This is a genomic window from Geomicrobium sp. JCM 19039 (assembly GCF_000698145.1).
GTDB lineage: Bacteria > Bacillota > Bacilli > Bacillales > Marinococcaceae > Geomicrobium_A.
This window is the reverse complement of record NZ_BAXB01000002.1, coordinates 372,747-392,012: the sequence shown is the minus strand read 5'-3', so window position 1 is coordinate 392,012 and position 19,266 is coordinate 372,747. Positions and strand designations below refer to the sequence as shown.

The 19,266-nt window shown below is 44.4% G+C and carries 14 protein-coding genes and 7 pseudogenes; all 21 read left to right on the top strand.

Going from position 1 to position 19,266, the window contains the following annotated elements; translation table 11 throughout:
- Nucleotides 1-212: 212 nt before the first annotated feature.
- The 21 genes and pseudogenes from trpE to JCM19039_RS03920 all read left to right on the top strand — a co-directional run bounded on the left by trpE (nt 213) and on the right by JCM19039_RS03920 (nt 18,693).
- Nucleotides 213-1,715: an anthranilate synthase component I gene (gene trpE, locus JCM19039_RS04015; RefSeq protein WP_042424066.1), complete on the top strand. Its 1,503-nt coding sequence runs from the start codon at nt 213-215 to the stop codon at nt 1,713-1,715.
- Nucleotides 1,712-2,733 (top strand): annotated as a pseudogene (gene trpD / locus JCM19039_RS04010) (anthranilate phosphoribosyltransferase). The gene trpE and the pseudogene trpD overlap by 4 nt, the downstream one beginning before the upstream one ends.
- Nucleotides 2,723-3,504 (top strand): annotated as a pseudogene (gene trpC / locus JCM19039_RS22965) (indole-3-glycerol phosphate synthase TrpC). Before trpD ends, trpC begins: the two co-directional pseudogenes overlap by 11 nt.
- Nucleotides 3,494-4,129: a phosphoribosylanthranilate isomerase gene (locus JCM19039_RS04000; RefSeq protein ID WP_042424062.1), complete on the top strand. Its 636-nt coding sequence runs from the start codon at nt 3,494-3,496 to the stop codon at nt 4,127-4,129. The pseudogene trpC and the gene JCM19039_RS04000 overlap by 11 nt, the downstream one beginning before the upstream one ends.
- Nucleotides 4,122-5,306: pseudogene (trpB, locus tag JCM19039_RS03995) on the top strand (tryptophan synthase subunit beta). Before JCM19039_RS04000 ends, trpB begins: the two are co-directional and overlap by 8 nt.
- A gap of 7 nt (nt 5,307-5,313) precedes the next feature.
- Nucleotides 5,314-6,113, top strand: a pseudogene (gene trpA, locus JCM19039_RS27745) (tryptophan synthase subunit alpha).
- Nucleotides 6,114-6,197: 84 nt separating this feature from the next.
- Nucleotides 6,198-7,286, top strand: coding sequence for a histidinol-phosphate transaminase (hisC, locus tag JCM19039_RS03985; RefSeq protein ID WP_042424185.1), 1,089 nt, complete (start codon nt 6,198-6,200; stop codon nt 7,284-7,286).
- Nucleotides 7,287-7,318: 32 nt separating this feature from the next.
- Nucleotides 7,319-8,434, top strand: a complete 1,116-nt coding sequence (locus JCM19039_RS03980; protein WP_042424056.1) for a prephenate dehydrogenase — start codon at nt 7,319-7,321, stop codon at nt 8,432-8,434.
- An 11-nt stretch (nt 8,435-8,445) separates the two neighbouring features.
- Nucleotides 8,446-9,731, top strand: a pseudogene (aroA, locus tag JCM19039_RS03975) (3-phosphoshikimate 1-carboxyvinyltransferase).
- Between the two features lie 823 nt (nt 9,732-10,554).
- Nucleotides 10,555-11,142: a dihydrofolate reductase family protein gene (locus tag JCM19039_RS03970; RefSeq protein ID WP_042424055.1), complete on the top strand. Its 588-nt coding sequence runs from the start codon at nt 10,555-10,557 to the stop codon at nt 11,140-11,142.
- Nucleotides 11,143-11,462: 320 nt separating this feature from the next.
- Nucleotides 11,463-12,197 carry a lipopolysaccharide assembly protein LapB gene (locus tag JCM19039_RS03965; protein WP_042424049.1) on the top strand — a complete coding sequence of 245 codons (735 nt, stop codon included), beginning with the start codon at nt 11,463-11,465 and terminating at the stop codon, nt 12,195-12,197.
- A 28-nt stretch (nt 12,198-12,225) separates the two neighbouring features.
- Complete coding sequence (locus JCM19039_RS03960; protein ID WP_042424046.1) at nt 12,226-12,708, top strand: tetratricopeptide repeat protein; 483 nt, start codon at nt 12,226-12,228, stop codon at nt 12,706-12,708.
- 27 nt (nt 12,709-12,735) lie between these two features.
- Nucleotides 12,736-13,101, top strand: a pseudogene (locus JCM19039_RS03955) (DUF2487 family protein); the annotation flags it as partial.
- Nucleotides 13,097-13,210, top strand: a complete 114-nt coding sequence (locus JCM19039_RS27740; RefSeq protein ID WP_373974944.1) for a hypothetical protein — start codon at nt 13,097-13,099, stop codon at nt 13,208-13,210. The pseudogene JCM19039_RS03955 and the gene JCM19039_RS27740, both read left to right, overlap by 5 nt.
- Before the next feature lie 193 nt (nt 13,211-13,403).
- Nucleotides 13,404-13,904, top strand: coding sequence for a ubiquinol-cytochrome c reductase iron-sulfur subunit (locus JCM19039_RS03950; protein ID WP_042397641.1), 501 nt, complete (start codon nt 13,404-13,406; stop codon nt 13,902-13,904).
- A gap of 14 nt (nt 13,905-13,918) precedes the next feature.
- Nucleotides 13,919-14,590 carry a menaquinol-cytochrome c reductase cytochrome b subunit gene (qcrB, locus tag JCM19039_RS03945; RefSeq protein ID WP_042424044.1) on the top strand — a complete coding sequence of 224 codons (672 nt, stop codon included), beginning with the start codon at nt 13,919-13,921 and terminating at the stop codon, nt 14,588-14,590.
- Nucleotides 14,591-14,636: 46 nt separating this feature from the next.
- Entirely contained in the window at nt 14,637-15,485 is an 849-nt protein-coding gene (locus JCM19039_RS03940; protein WP_042424042.1) for a menaquinol-cytochrome c reductase cytochrome b/c subunit, read from the top strand.
- Between the two features lie 69 nt (nt 15,486-15,554).
- Nucleotides 15,555-16,160: a DUF1405 domain-containing protein gene (locus JCM19039_RS03935; protein WP_042397646.1), complete on the top strand. Its 606-nt coding sequence runs from the start codon at nt 15,555-15,557 to the stop codon at nt 16,158-16,160.
- A 67-nt stretch (nt 16,161-16,227) separates the two neighbouring features.
- Complete coding sequence (locus tag JCM19039_RS03930; protein WP_042424039.1) at nt 16,228-17,013, top strand: sporulation protein YpjB; 786 nt, start codon at nt 16,228-16,230, stop codon at nt 17,011-17,013.
- A gap of 51 nt (nt 17,014-17,064) precedes the next feature.
- Nucleotides 17,065-17,765: pseudogene (locus JCM19039_RS03925) on the top strand (zinc metallopeptidase).
- 520 nt (nt 17,766-18,285) lie between these two features.
- Nucleotides 18,286-18,693, top strand: coding sequence for a hypothetical protein (locus tag JCM19039_RS03920; RefSeq protein WP_042424038.1), 408 nt, complete (start codon nt 18,286-18,288; stop codon nt 18,691-18,693).
- Nucleotides 18,694-19,266 lie beyond the last annotated feature (573 nt).

Here is a 19,266-nt window from a genome sequence, read left to right as displayed (position 1 = left end):
CGCTTACAGTAGACGAGTAGCTTTACCCGAGAAGAGATAACGAGATAATGAGATGAGCAGAGTGGAGACGAGTAGAGAAGAGCTGAGCAGAGTACTTAACTGTTAACGAATAATCGCTCATCCTCTTACATGTGGATGGGCGTGTTTATTTTCTACTGCGATTTTTCAATCGATGACCCTCCACTTCTCCATTGACGAGAGGTGAACCCCAAATGATAACTTCGTTTACGACTTTCCAGCAACAATCCGAGAAATACCGCCATGTACCTGTCATTCGTCAAATGTTTGTAGACACGATCACCCCAATTGAACTTTATCAACGTTTAAGTGATGAGGCGGTCTGTTTACTTGAGAGCAATGACGAGTCGTCTGATTGGTCGCATTATTCTTTTATCGGATTGGACCCAGCCTTTGAATTAACCGAAAAAGCAGGCCAGTTTCGATTTACGAACCGTACAGGTGATTTGATTTTTTCTGAAAAAGATCCGGTCGTTGCTTTTCAACGCGCATTTCAACACGTGGATCCTTGTCCAGGGAAGGAGGCAGACGTACCTTTCCCAGGTGGGGCAGTAGGTGTGCTTCCTTATGACAGTGTGAAACACCTTGAGAAATCATTAGTGTCTGAAAACGATACAGATGATGAGAGTATTCATTTTGTTTTTTGTCATACGATGATTTGTATTCATCATAAACAATCATCGATTTCAGTTATTCATTACGTTGACACACAAGAATATGACGACGAGCAAAATCTCTACAATTCAGCGGTTAACAACATCAAAACGCTCGTAGAGCGAATAAATACGTCAGATGAACAATCGTTGCCAGTAGACTTTATTCACCCTGTTTCCCCGGACTGGGCGTCTATTCAATCCAACTATACAAAACGAGAGTTTATGCGAGATGTGGATCGAATTAAGGAATACATTCAAAACGGAGATGTTTTTCAAACCGTGTTATCGCAGCGATTCCGATATGAGACGGGGATTTCTGCTTTTACGATCTACCGTGTATTGCGTCGAGTGAATCCTTCTCCTTACCTTTTCTTCCTCAAAATAGGTGACAAAGAGATCGTTGGAAGTTCTCCCGAGAAGCTTGTTGGTGTTGAGGATGGTCAAGTGGAAATCCATCCGATTGCCGGTACACGAAAACGCGGATTAACTCAAGCTGAAGATGATCGATTGAAACAGGAGTTATTGGCATCAGAGAAGGAATGTGCCGAGCATCAGATGCTCGTAGATCTAGCAAGAAATGACATTGGGCGAGTGTCAAAGTATGGAACGATTTACTTACCGGTGTTAATGGAAATTGGACTGTTTTCCCATGTGATGCACATTATCTCTATTGTAAGGGGGCAGTTAAACGAAGACACCCACCCTCTTTCTGCATTGATGGCCGGTTTTCCTGCAGGTACGGTGTCTGGGGCGCCAAAAGTGCGAGCGATGGAAATTTTAAAGGAGTTAGAGCCTACCAAGCGCGGGATCTACTCTGGGGGCATTGCTTACCTTGGGTATAACAATGTCGTAGATTCGTGCATTGCTATTCGGACGATGGTCGTTCGAAATGGAGAAGTTACCGTTCAAGCTGGGGCAGGAGTCGTCGCGGATTCCGTTCCTGAAGAAGAGTACGAAGAGACGAGAAACAAAGCGGCCGCTTTGTTTAGTGCCATTCAGACAGCTGAGAAGATGTATGAGAGAGGAGCGGTAACAAAATGAAAGAGCAATTAACACAATTGATGAACGGCAAGACCTTTACTGAAAGCGAAGCAGAACGCATCATGTTTGAAATGATGAATGGTCAGGTGCCGGAAACACAAATGGCGAGTCTGCTCTCAATTATGAGGTTTCGTGGCGAGAGTGTCGAAGAGTTAACGGGGTTCACTCGTGCAATGAGAGCGAAGGCAAAAGAAGTGTGTCTTGATTATCCGGAGCTTCTCGACACGTGCGGTACTGGAGGCGACCAGAGCGCTACGTTTAATATTTCTACAGCGTCGGCAATCGGTCTAAGTGCCTCGGTGTAGCGGTTGCAAAACACGGAAATCGCTCCGTCTCTTCAAAAAGTGGAAGTGCGGATGTGTTAGAAGCGTTGCAAATGCCTGTCATTCATGAACCAGAACAGCTGAATGGCCAACTTGAGCAATCGAACCTCGCGTTTTTGTACGCACCGCTATATCATAGCGCGATGAAGCACGTATCGAAAACGAGACAAGAACTTGGGTTTAAGACAATATTTAACCTGCTCGGCCCCCTTACAAATCCTGCAAACGCTTGTTACCAAGTGATCGGAGTATTTGACGCGAATTACGGCATGAAAATGGCGGAAGTGCTAAAGCGACTAGGTACAAAACGGGCATTGTTTGTTACTGGAGAAGATGGGGTTGACGAGATTACGATTACAGGTAAAACAACCGTTACAGAACTTCATAATGGCAACATCCGCTCTTATGATATTGAGCCCGAAATGTTTGGGTTTAAGAGGCATCCTTTATCGAGCATCCAAGTCGATTCAATTGCTGAAAGTGCCGCACTTATTCGAAACGTATTCAAAGGTTCAGGTCATGAAGCGGCAAGGTCAGTGCTCGTAATGAATATGGCCGCAGGTTTGTATGTGAGCGGCAAGAGTGAAACACTCATCGAAGGGGCAACAATTGCCGAGAAATGCCTTAAGGATGGAACGATTGACAATCACTTTCACCAACTAACGAAAAAGGCAGGGGAAACATATGCTTCCTGAAATTGTTCAACGTAAACAAAAAGATTTAGAGCAGTTTATCATGCCAGAAAATATGAGAAACCACAAACAACCACTTAGCCTTCGTACCGCTTTAACAAGAGGCGCAAACGATACAGGTGTTGGCATTATTGCTGAAATTAAAAGAGCGTCACCTTCAAAAGGGTGGATTAAACAAGACTTGGACGTCTCAGGCCGTGCAATTGCCTATGAGAATGGGGGCGCAGACGCCATTTCCGTTCTAACAGACGAACCGTACTTTAAAGGAAGCAACATCGACCTACAGTCTGTTCGTGCTGCTACCAAACTACCGATTTTAAGAAAAGATTTTATCGTTGATGAGAGACAGATTGAAGAAAGCTACCGAATTGGGCAGATGCAATCCTTTTAATTGCCGCAGTGCTTAGCGGCTCACAAATCCAGTCCTTTACTGAGAAAGCTCAGCATTTCGGATTGGAAGTACTTGTAGAAGTTCACAACGAAGACGAAATTCAAGAAGTTTTTGCCTATAGTCAACCAGAACTGATCGGCATTAATAATCGCAACCTAAAAACCTTTGAAACATCCATTGAAAAAACAAAAACGTTGGCAGACTATGTACCAAAAACGTGTACAATTGTTAGTGAAAGTGGTATTCATTCTCGTGAAGATGCTTCGTTTGTTCGTGGTGCAGGTGCAAAGGCTTTACTCGTTGGTGAGCATCTCGTCAAAAGCGGTGACCCGCGTGAGGCGATTAGGGATCTAAAGGCGGGTGCCTCGGAACATGTACATTAAATGTTGCGGAATGATGTCAGAGAAAGACGTTAACGATGCAATTTCTTGTGGTGCTGATGCTGTCGGGTTTATCTTTACGAAAAGTCGGCGTCAAGTTCAAAAAGAGGACGTTCGGGACTGGCTTTCTGCATCTAAAGATGCTGCTGTTGACCGCGTAGGCGTGTTCGTAAATGAGTGTACAGAAACCATTCAATCCGTCATGAATGTAGCGAATTTAGACATCATCCAGTTGCACGGGGAAGAAACGCCCGAGACAGTCCGAGAAGTGAAAGCAGTGACGGGGAAGCGTGTGATTAAGGCGTTTCCACATGAAGAAAATACGCTTCAACAGCTCGGTCGCTACGCTGAGGACGTGGACATTTTCCTCATTGATGCAGGAACGAACAGTCAACGAGGAGGGACGGGGAAGGCATTTGATTGGAAGCACGTGCCTCCATATATTCAATCTGCAAACCAGCTCGGAATACCGATATGGATTGCAGGGGGAATTTATGAGCAGAATGTAGCGACGTTATGCGCATACCGACCTGATGGCGTGGACGTATCCAGCGGTATCGAAAAAGATGGTGTAAAAGATAAACCAACAATGCGTAGGCTGATAGGACAGGTGAAAGATCATGGCTAACGATTATCCAGATGAAAGAGGACGTTTTGGCGATTTTGGCGGAAGGTATGTACCTGAAACGGTAATGGCGGCTTTGGAAGAGCTCCAAGCGGGTTTAGATGAAGCGCTAAAGAGTGATGCGTTTCACGAGGAGCTAAGAGAAGTGCTTCGTGTATATGCCGGTCGCCCGACACCACTTACGTATGCCGATCGGTTAACTGAGGAAGTGGGTGGGGCGAAGATTTACTTGAAGCGAGAAGACCTTTTGCATACGGGCGCTCACAAGATTAATAATGCCCTTGGACAAGCGTTACTTGCACAGCGGATGGGCAAGAAGAAAATTGTTGCCGAGACAGGTGCCGGTCAACATGGCGTCGCTACGGCAACAGTTGCTGCCAAGTACGGATTATCGTGTAAGATTTTTATGGGTGCTAAAGATATGGAGCGGCAAAAGTTAAACGTTTTTCGCATGCGGCTTTTAGGTGCAGAAGTGATACCGGCAACGAGTGGCAGTCAAACACTCAAAGATGCGACCAATGAAGCGATTCGCTACTGGGTGGCGAATGTGGAAGACACGATGTACCTTATCGGTTCGGTCGTTGGTCCTCACCCTTACCCGTATATGGTGAGAGAGTTCCAAAAGGTTATTGGTGAAGAAGCTAAACGTCAACTCCAACATCGTCCAGATGCGGTCTGTGCATGTGTAGGTGGCGGAAGTAATGCGATTGGAATTTTCACACAGTTCCTCGCCGATAAATCTGTCTCGTTGTACGGAGCAGAAGCTGGAGGGAAAGGCATCGACACCCCCCATCATGCGGCGACGCTTACTAAAGGAGATCGTGGGGTAATTCACGGGGCACTTACCTATCTTATGCAAGATGATTCCGGCCAAATCATTGAGCCGTACTCCATATCTGCAGGTTTAGACTACCCAGGTATTGGCTGAGCATGCTATTTAAACGATGCTGGGCGGGTTGTGTATGAGGCGGTTACCGACGAGGAAGCAATGGATGCGCTACTTTTACTCACAAGAACAGAAGGAATCTTACCAGCAATTGAAAGTGCTCATGCCCTCGCTCTTGCGATACGAAAAGCAAAGCAAATGCCAAATAACGAGACAATGCTCGTCTGTTTATCGGGTCGTGGAGATAAAGATGTAGAAACCATTCAACGTGCTGTGGATGAGGGGAAGGAGTAGTGAGGTCATGAAACGTGTAGAACGAGCAGCGAGAGAGGCAAAAGGACAATTGTTTATTCCGTATATTGTCGCAGGAGACCCAACACCCGAAGCAACGGTAAAACTTGTGAGCATGCTAGAGACTAGTGGAGCCCATATTGTTGAGCTAGGTGTCCCGTACTCAGACCCTCTAGCAGACGGACCAACAATTCAAAATGCAGCCAAACGAGCCTTGGATGGGGGTATGTCGCTCAACCATGTATTTTCTCTCGTGGAAGACATTCGGGCTCGTGGCGTTCACATTCCGATCATTCTGTTTTGCTATATAAATCCTCTTCTAAAATATGGTATTAAAGACGCAATAAAAAAGGTAAAGAAGTTGGCGTCGATGGCTGGTTAATTCCAGATTTACCTTTTGAAGAAAATGAAGAAATCAAGCGAACTTGTCAAGAGCATGAAACGGAGCTGATTTCGTTAGTTGCACCAACGTCCAAACATCGCGTTCAAAAAATTGCTGAGCAAGCGGAAGGGTTCTTATATTGTGTTTCGAGCCTTGGAGTGACAGGTGTACGAGAATCTTTAGACCCGAATTTAACGGAATTTGTCACGACAGTCGAGCGATATAGCTCGGTGCCGATGGCTGTTGGTTTTGGAATCTCTACACGTGAGCATGTAAAAACCATTCATAAACAAGGTTACGGAGCTGTGGTCGGTTCTAAAATTGTATCAGAGATAAATGAGCGAAATGAGGCTTTATGTTCCTCACAAGAGCAAGACGAAGCAATAGAAGAAATAAAAACGATTGTTCAATCCCTCGTTTCATCGTAAACTATAAGGAAAGCTAAATTGATGAGAAGACGAACTGTTCTTCTCATTTTTACTTACGAACAGAATATTCGGAAGGTGATGATTATGAAAGTAAAACTCAAGCCAACGGTCGATCATCTCACGCCTTATGAGCCAGGTAGACCTATGGAAGCAGTAAAGGCAGAATATGGACTGACTGAAGTGATTAAACTTGCTTCCAACGAAAATCCTTACGGAGCCTCTAAAGATGTAGAGCAGTTCCTTCAAAATCCTTCTCCTTCTCAAATATACCCTGATGGACATGCTGCGAGTTTACGCAAGACTGTCGCTGAACACTTGGATGTTCAGGAAGATCAACTGCTTTTTGGTGCAGGGTCAGATGAAGTGATTTTGTTTTTATGCCGTGCCATATTAGGACCAGGCACGAATACGGTCATGGCGACCCCCTCGTTTTCCCAGTACAAGCATAATGCCTCGATTGAAGGCTGTGAAATCATTGAGGTGCCATTGACGTCCTCAGGGGATCATGATTTAGAGCGTATGCTCGCAGCAATAAATGAGGAGACGAGAATTGTTTGGGTATGTAATCCGAACAACCCTTCTGGAAACTATATTAATCAGGACATGTTTTCTGCTTTTATGGAGAAGGTTCCTGATCATGTGCTCGTTGTGAGTGACGAAGCATATGTGGAATACGTCGAAGCACAAGATTATCCGGATACAATTCCGATGCTTGAAACGTATGACAACCTCCTTATTCTTCGGACATTTTCAAAGATGTATGGTCTTGCAGGATTAAGAATTGGGTACGGGATCGGTCACCGTGATCTCATTAGTAAGGTTGAACCGCTTCGTCCGCCATTTAACACGACGACGATTGCTCAACAAGCGGCTATCATTGCGCTAGCTGATACAGAGTTCGTTCAGCAATGTTACGAGAAGAACAGCGCGGAAAAGCAACGGTTGCGGTCTTATTTTGAAGATCAAGGCTATAATGTTTATCCGAGCGAAACGAATTTCTTACTCGTGAACGTTCAAAAAAATGGAAGTGAAGTATTTCAAGAGCTGATGAAGCAAGGAGTGATCGTTCGTTCGGGAGTACCGCTCGGTTTCCCGGAATGCATTCGCTTAACTGTAGGAAGTAAAGAAGAAAATGATACACTGATACGTGCATTTAACCATTTGTACAGCTAACGTATTGCGTAGTAATTGAAAGGGGAAGCACCTTGAAGAAAACGATTGGAATCATTGGGATGGGACTGATTGGAGGTTCGATTTCATTAGGAATAAAAGCGCGCCATGGGAAAGATGTACACATCGTGGGTGTGGATGTTGACCAGGTCGCATTAGAAGAAGCAATGAGGCTGGGCGTTATTGATGAGGTGAGTCCAACCGTATCACAAGTAGCGAGTGAGGCAGATGTTCTTGTCATCGCTACACCGGTTTCTAAATCTATAGAGATGTTAACGAAAACATTGATGCGTGTGCCTCTGAAAACCGATTTGATTATTACGGACACAGGCAGCACGAAGTCAACCGTTTTGCAAGCAGCTGAACCACTCGTGGAAAGAGGCGTCACCTTTATTGGGGGACACCCGATGGCAGGCTCTCACAAAAGTGGCGTTCAAGGAGCGAGGCATGACTTGTTCGAAAATGCCTTTTATATCCTCACTCTGCCAAAGCAAGATGAGAAAGAACGAGCCGCTAGTGAAGAAATTCAAAGGCTTTTAGCTGGAACGAATGCCCGCTTTGTAGAAATGGGTCCTGGTGAGCACGATGAAGTTGCTGGTAGTGTCAGTCATCTTCCGCACATTGTTGCTTCTGCGCTCGTTCATCAATTGCACAAAGTTGAACAAAGCCAGCCGATGATTCGGGACCTTGCAGCAGGAGGGTTTCGCGATATTACACGGATTGCATCGGCGAATCCTGTCATGTGGCGAGATATTTTGTTGCAAAATCGTGAAGTTTTGACACAGATGATGGTAGAGTGGCAGCAAGATATGGAGAGCATCACCGAGCTGATTAGGCAAGGAGATGCTGAATCTTTGTTTTCGTTCTTTGATGGTGCAAAGCGTCACCGCGACGATCTTCCAGTGAAGACATCTGGTGCCATACCCGCGTTAAAAGATTTGTATGTAGATGTACCCGACCACCCGGGTGTAATCTCGGATGTCACGGGTATTCTTGCTGAGCATGGGATTAGCATTACGAACATTCGAATTATCGAAGCTCGAGAAGACATTATGGGTGTGTTAAGGCTCACCTTCCGCACGACGACTGATCGAGAACGAGGACAAAGATGTCTAGAGAACGAGCATTTTTCAACATATAAAAGTGAGTAGGGGTGGAGACGATGACAACACAAGTGATTCAGCGGGCAAGACCGCTTACAGGAGCAGTCTCTGTTCCTGGTGACAAATCAATTTCACACCGAGCAGTGATGTTCGGAAGCATTGCACATGGGACGACGAGAATACGTGGCTTCTTGCAAGGTGAAGATTGCAAAAGTACGATCCATTGTTTCAGGCAGCTTGGTGTAAACATTCAAGAAGTGGCAGATGAGATTGTTGTTGAAGGGAAAGGGCTTGGAGGTCTTACAGAACCGAAAAGTCAACTCGATGTCGGAAACTCCGGTACAACGATTCGTTTGATCATGGGCATTCTTGCAGGTGCGCCGTTTTTTTCAACCGTTGCAGGGGACGCATCTATAGCGAAGCGTCCGATGGCTAGGGTGACGGAACCACTCGTCAGTATGGGGCGCAAATTTGGGGCCGAGACGAAGCGAACCTTACTCCTCTTGCGATTAGAGGAACAAAGCTTCACGGAAAAGACTATACGACGCGTGTCGCAAGCGCACAAGTGAAAAGTAGCATCTTACTTGCAGGTTTGTTTGCTGATGGTCAGACGTCTGTGACCGAGCCTTCTCGCTCAAGAGATCATACTGAACGCATGCTTGGAGCATTTGGCGCAAAACTTGACGTCCAGGACACGCGAGTGACAATCGCAGGAAACCAAACGCTTCAATCAGCGGATGTAAACGTCCCAGGTGATATTTCTTCTGCTGCCTTTTTGCTCGCTGCAGCGACACTCGTACCCCATAGTAAACTTCGCATTAATGAAACGGGCATGAATCCAACTCGCGCTGGAATTATTGATGTATTGAAAGCGATGGGCGGCCAACTAAACATTGAGAATGAGAGAACCGAGAGCGGAGAGCCAGTCGCTGACTTTGTTGTTCACTATGCGAATCTTGTCGGAACGACAATTGATCGCGAACTCATTCCGAGACTTATTGATGAAATTCCCGTCATTGCCGTCTTAGCAACACAAGCAGAAGGAATAACCATTATCAAAGACGCCGAAGAACTAAAGTATAAAGAAACAAATCGTATTGATACCGTTGTGAATCAGCTAAACGCAATGGGAGCGAATATTGAAGCGACATCTGATGGGATGATCGTTCACGGTCCAACACCTTTGACCGGATGCGAAGTAGAAAGTTTTGGTGATCACCGCATTGCTATGGCATTTGCTGTCGCAGGATTAATTGCATCAGGGGAAACGACCGTTAATGATGCTGGTGCTGCTGACGTGTCATTCCCTAATTTCTTTACACTGCTTCAAGACGTGCAATCGTAACATTTTGTTACGTCTTTCGAACTTGATCAAAAAGTGTAGGTTAGAAAAAATCGCTCTGGGCAGAACGAAAAACGTTCTCCCTGGGCATTTTTTTGAGGCAGTAAATGTTGAACTAAAGTAATTCACTTAATTGCCTTTCCTTATCCAAGGTATAGGAGAATCGACCGCTCTTTACGATTACAAACAAAACATTTTTCCTCTTGAAAAAACATGGATCGTGGTCATTATAGAGGGAAACTCTCTGACTCTTTTATATACCCATCCACACTCAAAATTTGGCACTTTAAGGCGCCATATGGCTCAATTCTCAAAGTTTATGTGACAACTTAGATTTAGAATGACGAATTATATTTGACCAATCGCCTTAAAAGTTGATTTTTACAAACGATTCGAGTAGATCGATAAACCACGAGCGAGTTGGGATGGACAGCGGAGCGAATATTTTATCATTTTGACCCTAGCGAAGGCGGAACTTAGAGTATAATTCCCGTGTACGAAATAGAGCACTCCACCAATGGGTAAAATTCGGAAAACACTGAAATTTCCCAAGCGTAGTTTTTGGCGTTGGTTCCAGACAAGAAATTTGTGTAGTCATTAATATTCGAATCAGAAGATCTGGCGTTCACGAGTGAGATGATACAGATGTGGCACTTGGAACCCATTTCCGAAGGATAAAGGCCACTATCGTTTATAAGAACATACTTGAAAGAATAAGGATGGAGGATCTAGACACTGGATTAAAGTCTACACTGGAGAATCTTACTGTCTTTACTGAAGTAAAATTAGTATATAGGGGTCTATAAGTGAAAGGTAGGAGGATAAAATGAGGAAGATCATTAGTCAAATGATGATATCGCTTGATGGCTTCATCGAAGGATTGAATCAGGAATTAAATTGGCATCATGTTGATGATGAATATCATAAGTATACCGAAGAGATGCTGTATTCTGTTGATGCCATTTTGTACGGAAGAAAGACGTATCAACACATGAAGAATTTTTGGCCTACTGAATTTGCAATAGAGAAATTCCCCGCTATTGCGGAAAGAATGAACAATTTACCTAAAATCGTGTTTTCAAGTACATTAAATGATGTTGACTGGAATGACACTACACTTATCAAAGAGAAAGTGAACGATTATTTGATGGAGCTTAAGCAACAACCGGGGAAAGACCTGGTGATCTTAGGTAGCTCAGACTTTGTATCTTTTTTAACAAACATTAATTTGGTCGATGAATATCAAGTGATCGTCAATCCGGTTATATTAGGTGGAGGCAAGCCTTATTTTAAAAACATCACAGATTGCAAGCTATTAAAATTGGTGAGAGCTAAGGTGTTTAAATCAGGCAATGTCCTGTTATGTTACCAAATAGCAAGAGTAACTCCTCAAACAAAAACGGATAGCAAATAGCGTCAAGTATAACGGTACAGTAGGTTTATTCCATTTAAGAAGATAAATTTTGGAAACCCCCTTGACGTTTACAGAATAATGCGTATACTAATAGTTAGCGTATGGTTTCTCTCCACTCCTATCCATAACCTAGAGAATTTTATTTCTCGGCCTGAATTGTAAGCGTTTACGCGATGCAATTCAGGTTTTTTTGTGCAATGTTCACGTTGTTGTCGTATTCGATCCGTAGCCATTCTACGGGTTTTTTTGCTATAATAAAGATCCGAAGGTCTAAGGTTGGTCGGAAGTAAAACAGATCTAGCGGAATCGGAGGTTTGACATTGCTCGAAAAAGTAGAAAAAGCCATGAAGCGTATTGAGTCTGGGGAAGTTGACGAGGGATTATTGCTTCTTCAAGAAGTCGTTTCCCGCGGTGACGCTGAGGCGAGATTTCAAGCAGCTTTCGTCTATCAAGAACTCGGACACGCGAACGAGACGGTTGCGATTGTTGACAATTTATTAGATGAATTCCCAGGTGAGGGAAGTTTGCTTACGCTAAAAGCGGAAGCGGCGATCGACCTTGGTGATGAAGATACGGCCATCGGAAGTTTGGAACAGATCGATGCAAACGATGAAGTTTTTGTAGAATCGCTCATGCTTTTGGCTGATTTGTATCAGTTGCAAGGACTTGAAGAAGTGGCGGAACAGAAGTTGTTATTAGCGTATGAGCACGCACCTGATGAAGCGGTTTTATTGGCAGGCATAGGGAGTTACTATGTTGAACGAGGCAATTATCAAAAGGCGATTCCCTTTTTAAAGCAAGCGGTTGCCAATGGGTTTGACCTTGAAGAGGCGAACCTTTCTCTCATGCTCGCAGAAGCTTATAGTGGCACGGGTGCGTTTGAGACGGCATTGTCATATTATGAACAAGCCATTGATGAACGAGCAGAGCCTCGGGCGTTATTTGGCTATGGACTGACAGCACTTCGTGCAGACGATTCAACGCTCGCTATAGAACAGCTAGAAGCTTTAAGAGAGAAAGACCCTGCCTATCTACCTCTATTTACCACTTATTGAGGCATATGAAAAAGAGAATAAAATTGGCTTGGCCAAAGAGGTTGCAGATGCTGGCATTTTGCAAGACGAAGAGAATGAACAATTGTATGTCGTGAAAAGTCGTCTTGAGCAAGATGATCAGCCTGACGTAGCAAAACCGGACCTTTACCGAGCGTTAGAGCTTAATCCAGGTAATTTTCAAGCAGCTAAATCTCTTTTGGACCTTCTGTTTGAAGAAGAGGAAACAGAAGAAATGTATCGTGTAATTGAAAAGCTGCGTGATGCCGGGGAAGAAGACCCGCTGTATACGTACTACAAAGGCAAGGCAAAGCACCTTGAAGATGAAGTTGAGGAAGCACTTGCTTTGTATGAAGAAGTGCGTAATGAAATAAGAAATGACGGAGAAGCTATGGAAGAGTTCGGTTATCTCCTCATCGAAAATGGTAGACGCAAAGACGGATTCGAAGCACTCCGACAAGCGTCATACTTCAAGAAGACAACGCAGGCTTGGCAGCTTATGTCGAGCGTCTAATACAGGAAGATTAGGAGTGTAACAAGCATGAGATGGCAAACGACTGATGTCGATACGTACCAACAATCTAAGGCTTATGTGGACACGATTCTCGTGCCGCTTGTCCCCGTATCATTGGATGATGAGATGAGAAGCAAAGTGGCGATGGGGGAATACATCTCATTAATTACGATGGAGATGGAGAAACAATTTCGAGGGAGGTTGCTCCAGTTGCCACCCCTTATGTATCCATCAACAGAATCAGAAGAAAGTATTGGAGAGCGTCTTAGTATATGGGTCGATGAATTTCGAACTCATGAAGTGAAGCATGTGATTTGGCTCACTTCGGACCCACGTCTTAAGAAACTAGAAGACGTGGCCCCAGGTCTTTTTATTATGGATTCCGCACTTGCCAGTAGAGCACTTGGATCCGAATTATCGAACGAAAACGATACGCGACCAAATGCAACAACTTCTTCCTGTCGTCATGGATGAATGGCGCAAAGAAGACGGTCTTGTATAGTTTTCGTAAAATAGCACTGTGAAAAGATTGACATGTCCAAAACGGCTACGCTATCATGTATATGTCTTAGTCTTATAAATGGAACAGGAGCGAATCTTGGTTTGCCGCGTGAAGAGTTTCACAACTGCCCTTGATCACGCTCTGCCACAGTGCAAAGCAAGCATTGATTTTGCAACGTAGGGGGGGAACATAAGTGAGTGAGAAGAACCACAACGTATCTAGACGTCAATTTCTAACTTATACACTCATGGGTGTAGGCGGTTTCATGGGTTCAGCGATGATTATGCCCATGGTTCGTTTTGCGGTAGATCCAATCTTGCGAGCAGAAGCTGCAAGTGATATGTACGAGTTAACTGAAGTTGAGAACCTAACAGATGAACCGCAATCATTTCCATTATCATTTGAGCAAGATGATGGTTGGGTAACACAACAGGTTGAAGAAACGGTTTGGGCATACCTCGATGGTGAAGATGTTGTTGCATTGTCGCCAGTATGTACACACCTTGGTTGTACGGTAAGTTTTGGAGGAGATGAGAGCAACCCTGATCAATTCTTCTGCCCTTGCCACTTCGGAAGGTTTGAACAAGACGGAACAAACGTGCCGGGCACACCGCCAACGGAACCGTTGCACCGCTATGAGCACGAAGTTCGCGACGGCATTGTTTATGTCGGGCGGCCACAATCACAACAGTAGGAGGGGCACGACGAATGTTACAACGTATTTACGATTGGATCGACGACCGTATCGATATTACGCCGATCTGGCGTGACATTGCCGATCATGAAGTGCCTGAGCACGTAAACCCGGGTCACCATTTCTCGGCCTTTGTCTACTGCTTTGGTGGTCTGACGTTTTTTACCGTCGTCATCCAAATCCTCTCCGGAATGTTTCTTACAATGTATTACGTTCCGGACATTGTTAATGCACACGCGTCGGTAGAATACTTACAAAGTGAAGTTGCCTTCGGGATGATTGTTCGCGGCATGCACCATTGGGGTGCCAGTGTTGTTATCGTCATGATGTTCCTGCATACTTTACGCGTTTTCTTTACCGGCTCATACAAGAAACCTAGGGAAATTAACTGGGTTGTCGGCGTACTTATCTTTTTCGTGATTTTAGGACTTGGTTTTACGGGATACTTACTACCTTGGGATATGAAGGCTTACTTTGCGACACAAGTAGGACTTGAAATTGCCATAAGTGTTCCGGTCATAGGTGATTTGCTCGGAGAATTACTCGCCGGTGGAGAAATCATTGGTGCACAGACGCTTACACGCTTCTTTGCCATCCATGTGTTCTTCTTACCAGGAGCACTACTCGGTTTAATAGCTGTTCACTTTATTATGATTCGTAGACAGGGCATCTCCGGTCCACTATAGGAATTAGCGAGATTGCCCCTCAATCAACATCAAAGGAGGGGAACAGATGAAACGTGGAAAAGGGATGAAGTTCGTCGGAGATTCCAGAATCCCCGATCGCGAACATCGCATGAAGAATATACCTAAAGATTATTCGGAGTACCCTGGCAAGACAGAAGCATTCTTTCCAAACTATTTGTTAAAAGAATGGCTTGTTGGTGCAGTATTCCTCATCGGGTTCCTTTGTTTAACGATTGCTCATCCAGCACCACTTGAGCAAGAAGCTGACCCGAATGCCACCGGTTATATCCCGGTACCAGACTGGTTCTTCTTATTCCTTTACCAGTTGCTAAAGTATGAAGCAGCCGCAGGAGCCTTCACTGTTTTAGGTACAGTAGTTATCCCAGGTCTTGCGTTCGGTGCGCTAATGCTTGCTCCTTGGCTTGACAAAGGTCCAGAGCGTAGATTATCTAAGCGTCCGATTGCCACAGGTATGATGCTTCTAGGTTTTATCTCTGTTGCTTACTTAACATGGGAAGCTGCAGATCAGCACGAATGGGGTGGAGCGGCTTCCATTGACGATGATGTCAGGGAAATTGATACGACCCATCCAGGTTATGATATTTACGTCGAGGAAAGTTGTATTGCCTGTCACGGTGATAATATGGAGGGGACCGCCATGGGACCTGACTTATATGACTTGGCATATGACGAAGAAGGCGTAGCGCAAATCGTCGTTGAAGGAATTGGCGAAATGCCTGCTGTTATTGATGCAGATCAAACAGAAGAAATTGAAACCATTTCTGAATATGTTGTAAGTGGTGGCGGCACGAATGAAGGTGCTGGCGGCGCTGAAGGCGACGAAGACGCAGAAGATACAGATGATGATGAAGAGGATGAAGACGCTGATGAATAAGCGTCCGAAAAAAAGCTGACACGTTTGTCAGCTTTTTTCTTCATCATTACATAAAGTGAGGATGAAAACATGATAAGAGCGTTGATTCATGTCGTTGGCCATCCGTATGGATTGTGGGCATTATTCTTTATTAATGCATTTGGTACGCTTTATGGTTTTTTATGGTATGAAAGTCAATTGATGGTAACTCCACCGATATTCTTGCCATTTGTGCCAGATAGTCCAACGGCAAGCTTGTTCTTCACGATCGTGCTTGCAGCATTACTGTTGCGTAAAAACCTTGGACTGATTGAAGCACTTGCAGCGGTGACGTTAATAAAATACGGCATTTGGGCCGTTGTAATGAATGTAGGTGCGGGTGTGATGGGGGCGCCGCTATCGTTCCAAAATTATATGCTCATTGCTTCCCACGCAGGCATGGCCCTTCAAGCATTATTATTTATGCCCTATTTTCGGATTAAGCCATGGCACTTGCTCGTCGCCATGATCTGGACCGTACATAACGACATTATCGATTACGTGTATGGCATGCACCCTGGTGTGCATAGCGTACTCATGCCGTATATTGATCATATCGGCTATTTCACTTTTTGGCTCGGTTTAACAGCTGTGTTCACCACCTATATGTTGAGTATTCGCACCGACCGATACCAATTAAAACTACCGCGAATTTGAATGATGGTCTACTCTTGTCCAATGGCTCATAGGCTAGAATAGTTGGACAAGAGAGGAGGCTCTTTTAGTGCGGGCGTTTATAAGAGTCGTTATTCCCTTTATTTTGGCGTTAGTAGTTTTACATGGAGCAAAGATTGCCGGTGCTGCAGAACGTGAAGATGAGTGGGTGAACATTGATACAAAAGCTGAAGAAATCGTTTTACTTGTAGAAGAGGAAAAGTATGAAGATGCAAGGCTCGTTCTTCGATCATTATCTACACCGCTAACAAGAGCTGACTATGAATCGGCCTCATTAAATATTCATGATATGGGCATCATAATTAGGAACTATGAACGGACCGATGAAGCATTAACAGCTGCGAACATGCCTCATGAGGAGCGTTTGATGGCAGCTGAGCGTTTTTATTATTTAATCGACGCCGTCATCCACCCGCATCAACCCGCTTGGTTGGATACGAGAGAAGACGTTTTTGCGCAGTTAGAAGCTGTGCAACGGGCCTCTAACGAATCTGATCCGACCCGTTTCCAACACGCGTGGAATGAATGGGTCGTCCAGTTTCAAGTGGTGCGTCCAGCGATGATGCTACGAACATCCCAATCGGAACAAGAAGAAATTCGATCATTATTATCGTTTATGAGTGAGCATAGCCATCGCCTTTACGATGAATCTGAAGCTGAGCCCTTTTTTAAAGCATTAACCTATGAACTTCACCGAATGTACGACATGGAGCCTAAATCGAGTAGCTCGTCGTTACTCATGGTTATTTTTATCGTCGGTGGTGTCATTGTGACGAGCCTTACTTATGCTGGTTGGAAGAAATATAAAGGTGAAAAAGAGCGTGAGCGAGGCTGATTCTTTGACGAGCGAATGCTTTCTTAATAAAATAGTAATATACCATCCATTATGGAGGTGAATCGCATGTTTAGTGGTTTTTCATTTATTATTTACTTTGCTTTGTTGCTAATTATTCCTCTCTATGCCCAGGCGAGAGTGAAATCAACGTATAGTAAATATTCTCAAGTCCAGAATAGCCAAGGATTGACAGGTGCTGAAGTCGCTAGGCGGATTATGGAAGACAATGGCATATATGATGTAACGATCGACCTGTAAAGGGTAAGCTTACCGACCATTACGACCCGTCAAAAAAAGCTGTTCGGCTATCTGAAGATAACTATTACGGAACTTCAATTGCCGGTGCTGCAGTTGCTGCACACGAAGTGGGTCACGTCATTCAAGACGCTGAAGATTATAGTTTTATGAGACTGCGTTCGAGGCTTGTGCCGTTTGCAAGCATCGGCTCGAACTTCTCATTTATTTTTATTCTGGCTGGCATTATTTTGCAAGCTCAAGGTCTTTTGCTTGCCGGTATTGTATTTATGGGGGCAGCTGTCTTATTCCAACTCGTTACACTTCCTGTAGAGTTTGATGCCTCTAACCGAGCAATGGGTCAAATGACGGCTTCTGGCATTATTCGAAATAATGAAGAACGAGAGTCAAAGAAAGTATTAAATGCTGCAGCACTCACCTATGTCGCTGGTGCACTCGTTGCAGTGCTAGAACTTGCACGTTTCATTATGATGTATGTAGCTGCAGGTGACGATTAAGTATTTCAAACACCGCAAGCGTTAAACACTAACGTTTGCGGTGTTTTTTGATTGAATGGGCATACCGATAGCTAAAGTGTGGCATAGAGACTCTAACTCATTCGCTCGGCTTGGAGTCATGCCGAGCGAATGAGGAAAAGGCCAGTCATCTTCTCGATGTAATTATTGGGGATTTGGCGAATTTTTATAGAGTTACACCTGTTTTGCGCGAACTTCTAGACAAAAGTGGAGGATTGATGCAGGCCTTATGCTCTGGAGTGTAGGGTTGCCACAGCGAGCACAACCGCAGCGCAGTGAGAGGTGATATCGCCATATAGTCTGGAGTGCCTAGAAAACACGGTGGTGATTTTTAGCTACAGATGTGACCCGTTCGCTCTCATGTCGTTGAGATCAAGCACACGGGTTGCTACTTCCAGGTCTTTTATTATCCTTTGTTTTCGGGAAAGGACGAATGTTCAAAGACTATAATACGTTGTACGCGATGTGTATGAGAGGGTAGCGAAAGTGAGGGGCTGTGCAGATGATCGTATCCAAGTTTCGATTCGTTCTCATATTGTTAAGTCTCATGGCAGGTTGTGCACAGGAGGAACAATCAGAGTTAGAACTGGATATTCCGTACGAAGCGAAAGGTGTGACATTTTTCATTTATGGAAATGACGATCAGCCTCACCTTACCCTCGATCGGGACACATCGTTTGCGCTTCGAAATCTCATTAACGACATGGAAGCAGAACGTGCAGACGTCTTATTAATTGTCGATCCTGATTACATGGTTGACCTAGGTGGAGGATCGGAATTTCGAGTGTATGTTCAGCAGTCGTCTGTATTGTTTTCAAATCATCGTGAACCAGGAGAATTGTACTCAATGGAAGGGGATATGGCTAAAAACCTTATTCAGCTGCTAAATGAATCATATGAGCATCCTTAAAAGTGAGTGCAGGCAGAGTAAAAAAAAAGCGACTCGATCGCTCTTTGTTTGGATGATATAGGATGAACGGAAGGCATTATTGGACGCCATGTTGGAGAGATTACATCGTGATTTCATACGATTCGACCGTTATGACAAAACTGTCTTCATATCTCTTTCCCGTAGCGAAATCCCTCCAATGGTGTTTATACCGAGCGGGGCAGGGCATGCGACTCGATCTGGTGAACATAAACATCGCTTTGGAACTAGATTGTCGTTCAATTTCTTTAATGTGCTGAATCTGATTCCATAATTGGATGTTTGGAACTAGATGACCATCGATTGGAAGCAGAAAGAGGCAAAACAGTCACATATGAGTGAATCTGATTCCAAAACGGTGATCTTTTGGAATCATTTTTTCCGATCCGTGTTAAAAACTGCTCAGGTCAGTAAAAAAGCACATCACTATTTAAGATCTTCGTTAACCGAAATGAACGAATTCAGTCTATGCGGGGGTTCGAGCAACATGTCGCATTGCAAATGTACATGATCCCATCTCTCATGCAAGGCACTGAGCAAGGTGCAGAGCTAAAA

Coding starts and splice junctions, on each gene's coding strand:
- JCM19039_RS03920 (WP_042424038.1), top strand. CDS start 18,286: ATGATCGTATCCAAGTTTCGATTCGTTCTCATATTGTTAAGTCTCATG.
- JCM19039_RS04000 (WP_042424062.1), top strand. CDS start 3,494: ATGTACATTAAATGTTGCGGAATGATGTCAGAGAAAGACGTTAACGAT.
- hisC (WP_042424185.1), top strand. CDS start 6,198: ATGAAAGTAAAACTCAAGCCAACGGTCGATCATCTCACGCCTTATGAG.
- JCM19039_RS03935 (WP_042397646.1), top strand. CDS start 15,555: ATGATAAGAGCGTTGATTCATGTCGTTGGCCATCCGTATGGATTGTGG.
- trpE (WP_042424066.1), top strand. CDS start 213: ATGATAACTTCGTTTACGACTTTCCAGCAACAATCCGAGAAATACCGC.
- JCM19039_RS03970 (WP_042424055.1), top strand. CDS start 10,555: ATGAGGAAGATCATTAGTCAAATGATGATATCGCTTGATGGCTTCATC.
- JCM19039_RS03940 (WP_042424042.1), top strand. CDS start 14,637: ATGAAACGTGGAAAAGGGATGAAGTTCGTCGGAGATTCCAGAATCCCC.
- qcrB (WP_042424044.1), top strand. CDS start 13,919: ATGTTACAACGTATTTACGATTGGATCGACGACCGTATCGATATTACG.